The sequence below is a fragment of the Protofrankia sp. Cr1 genome, from assembly GCF_963555865.1.
Classification (GTDB): domain Bacteria; phylum Actinomycetota; class Actinomycetes; order Frankiales; family Frankiaceae; genus Protofrankia.
This window is the reverse complement of the sequence record NZ_CAUVXO010000104.1, coordinates 5990-9095: the sequence shown is the minus strand read 5'-3', so window position 1 is coordinate 9095 and position 3106 is coordinate 5990. Positions and strand designations below refer to the sequence as shown.

The window sequence follows — 3106 nt, the reverse complement described above, 5'->3', positions numbered from 1 at the left end:
CTGTCGGGACCTGTGAATGGCGGGAGGCCGACCGTCCGAAATCATGTGGTTCAGGCGCATGGCGATCGCTGCTTGTAGACACTCGGTAGTTTTGTGTTGATTCAGAGCATGACCGCTGCCTTATGGGCGCCCGATGTGGAAACATAGGGCTGTGACCATGCGCCCGAGGCTCCGTCTGACTGGTTCGGACATGACCTGCTTCGGCCCGGATGTTCGTCCGGTGGCTTCTGTTCTGGCCGACGTCCCGTTGGTGGATGTCGGTCTGGTCGCGCGCCTGCACGTCGACCTGCTCAGGGTCGCGAGCGCGGTCTGTCCGCGTCACCGCTGACCTGCCCGCGCGCCAGTGCTCTCGGCGCACCCCGCACCCGGCTGCGAGAGACTCGATGACAACCCCTGCACGCTCCAGTTCGGCCCGCCCGCCCCGTCCGAAGGGACAGGGCCAGTGGGCACGTGGCCACCTCGAGCCGCTCAATGCCAATGAGCGGATGAAGAAGGACCAGGACGGTCTCGCTGTTCGGGACCGGATTCTCAACCGCTACCCGTACACCGGGTTCGCCGGGATCGACCCGCAGGACCTGCGGGGCCGCTTCCGCTGGTGGGGGCTGTACACCCAGCGTAAGGAGGGAATCGACGGCGGCAAGACGGCCGTCCTCGAGCCCGAGGAGCTCGACGCGCCCTTCTTCATGCAGCGGATCCGCCTCGACGGCGGCCGGATGACCAGCGATCAACTGCGCGTGATCGCGGGAATCTCCACCCGGTACGGCCGGGACGTCGCGGACGTCACCGACCGTCAGAATATTCAGCTGCACTGGATCCGTATCGAGGATGTTCCCGCGATCTGGACGGCGCTCGAAGGCGCGGGGATGACAACGGCCGAGGCGTGTGGCGACACCCCGCGGGTCATCCTGGGATGCCCACTGGCCGGTGTCGACGGCGACGAGGTCATCGACGGGACTCCGGCGATCGAGGAGATCGTCCGGCGTTACGTGGGTGACACATCCCTGAGTAACCTGCCGCGCAAGTTCAAAAGTGCCGTTTCCGGGTGCGCCGACCAGTGCACCCTGCATGAGATCAACGACATCGCGTTCGTCGGGGTCGTCCACCCGGAGCTCGGCGCCGGCTATGACCTGTGGGTCGGTGGCGGTCTGTCGACCAACCCCAAGCTCGGGGTCAGGCTCGGCACCTTCGTGACCCCTGACCGCATCGCCGAGGTCTGGCACGCCGTGGCGTGCCTGTTCCGGGACTACGGCTACCGGCGGATGCGCACCCGGGCGCGGCTGAAGTTCCTGGTCGCGGACATGGGGCCCGAATGGGTCCGCACCACGCTGGAGAAGGAGTACCTGACGGCACCGTTGCCCGACGGCCCGCCACCGCCGCCGCCACGTAACGAGGGACGCGACCACATCGGCATCCACCCGCAGACAGACGGCCGCATGGCGGTCGGGTTCGCCCCCCGGGCCGGGCGGCTGAGCGGTACGACGCTCGCCGCAGTCGCGGATCTCTCCGATCGTTTCGCCGCGGGTCGCATCCGCGCGACGACCACCCAGAAGCTGGTCATCCTCGACGTCGACCCGGCCGGGGTCGACGAGCTGGAGGCGGAACTCGCCGCGCTCGACCTGGTCGTCCGGCCGAGCGTCTTCCGACGCGGCACCATGGCCTGCACCGGCATCGAGTTCTGCAAGCTCGCCATCGTCGAGACCAAGGCGAAGGCCGGATCGCTGATCGACGAGCTGGAGCGGCGGCTGCCCGACTTCGACGAGCCGATCGGCATCCACGTGAACGGGTGCCCGAACGCGTGCGCGCGTTTCCAGGTGGCCGACATCGGGCTGAAGGGTTCCCTGGTCCCGGACTCCTCCGGGGAGATGGTCGAAGGCTTCCAGCTCCATCTCGGTGGTCATATCGGCACGCGGTCGCGGCTGGGCCGCAAGTCCCGTGGCTTGAAGGTCACATCCGCCGGAGTCGTCGACTATGTCGACGGGCTCCTGCGCGCCTTTGTGGACGGCCGTGACCAGGGTGAGTCTTTCGCGGACTGGGTCGAACGGGTGGACGAGTCCGTCCTGACCGCTCCGGCGGATCGGACCGGCGCATCCGGAGCCGCTGATGAGTAGCGGGCATTCCGTCCCCTTCTACTGCCCGTACTGCGGCGAGGAGGATCTCGTTCCCTACCTTCCACCGGAGCAGGAGGCATCCGGCGGCTCCGGTCATGGTCAGTGGTCGTGCAGGAGCTGTCGGCGGGCCTTCCGGCTCAACATGACCGCCCTCGCGGTGGTGCCCGGGTCGGCCGGGTCGCCCGGGTCGGACGAATTGCCCAGGTCGGATGGTCCAGCGGAATTCGAGCACTGATACGGCGGTTCTGGCAGCGATGGAGCAGTGACGGAGCAGCGACGGAGGAGAACGACTGATGGATGCCGCGTTGAAAGCCCGTGCCCTACGCGCCGGTGACGAGCTGGAAGGCGCGCCCGCGCAGGAGATCCTGGGCTGGGCGGTGGAGGAGTTCGGAACGAAGTTGGTCGTCGCCGCGTCCATGGCGGAAGCGGTGCTCGTCGACATGCTGGCCCGGATCCGTTCGGACGTCCCGGTGGTGTTCATCGACACCGGCTACCATTTCGCCGAGACGATCGGTACCCGGGACGCGGTCATGCACCGTTATGATCTTCCACTGATCAGTGCCGGCGCACAGCTCACCGTGGCCGGCCAGAACGCCGTGTACGGGCCGAAGCTGTTCGAGCGCGATCCGGACCTGTGCTGCCGGATGCGCAAGGTCGTACCGCTGGACCGCGCGCTGGCGCCCTACCGGGCCTGGGCGGCGGGCTCGCGGCGGGCCGAGAGCACCGGGCGCGCGAGCCTGCCGGCCGTGGGGTGGGACGAGCGCCGCGGCAAGGTGAAGATCCACCCGCTGGCGGCGTGGACGGACGAGGACGTCGACCGCTACATCCAGGAGCATGACGTCATCGTCAACCCACTGCTGTCGGACGGCTATGACTCCGTCGGCTGCTGGCCGTGCACCAAGCGCGGTGAGGGTCGTGCGGGTCGCTGGGCCGGTACCACCAAGACCGAGTGCGGTATCCACTGACCTCGGTGATCCCGGCTGTTGCGGTGCAGGGGC

4 protein-coding genes are annotated in these 3106 nt (G+C 68.0%); all 4 read left to right on the top strand.

Annotation, left to right across the window (positions count from 1 at the left end):
* Window positions 1-190: 190 nt before the first annotated feature.
* Genes U9980_RS11050 through U9980_RS11035 form a run of 4 tightly spaced genes read left to right on the top strand, consistent with a single transcriptional unit; the run spans window position 191 to window position 3073 of the window.
* Entirely contained in the window at window positions 191-328 is a 138-nt protein-coding gene (locus tag U9980_RS11050) for a putative leader peptide (RefSeq protein WP_322767832.1), read from the top strand.
* A 55-nt stretch (window positions 329-383) separates the two neighbouring features.
* Window positions 384-2108, top strand: coding sequence for a nitrite/sulfite reductase (locus U9980_RS11045; protein WP_322767831.1), 1725 nt, complete (start codon window positions 384-386; stop codon window positions 2106-2108).
* On the top strand, window positions 2101-2343 hold the full coding sequence (locus U9980_RS11040) for a transposase (protein ID WP_322767830.1): 243 nt from the start codon (window positions 2101-2103) through the stop codon (window positions 2341-2343). Before U9980_RS11045 ends, U9980_RS11040 begins: the two co-directional genes overlap by 8 nt.
* Window positions 2344-2401: 58 nt before the next feature.
* Window positions 2402-3073 (top strand): phosphoadenylyl-sulfate reductase, encoded by a 672-nt coding sequence (locus U9980_RS11035; RefSeq protein ID WP_322753689.1) that lies wholly within the window; start codon window positions 2402-2404, stop codon window positions 3071-3073.
* Window positions 3074-3106 lie beyond the last annotated feature (33 nt).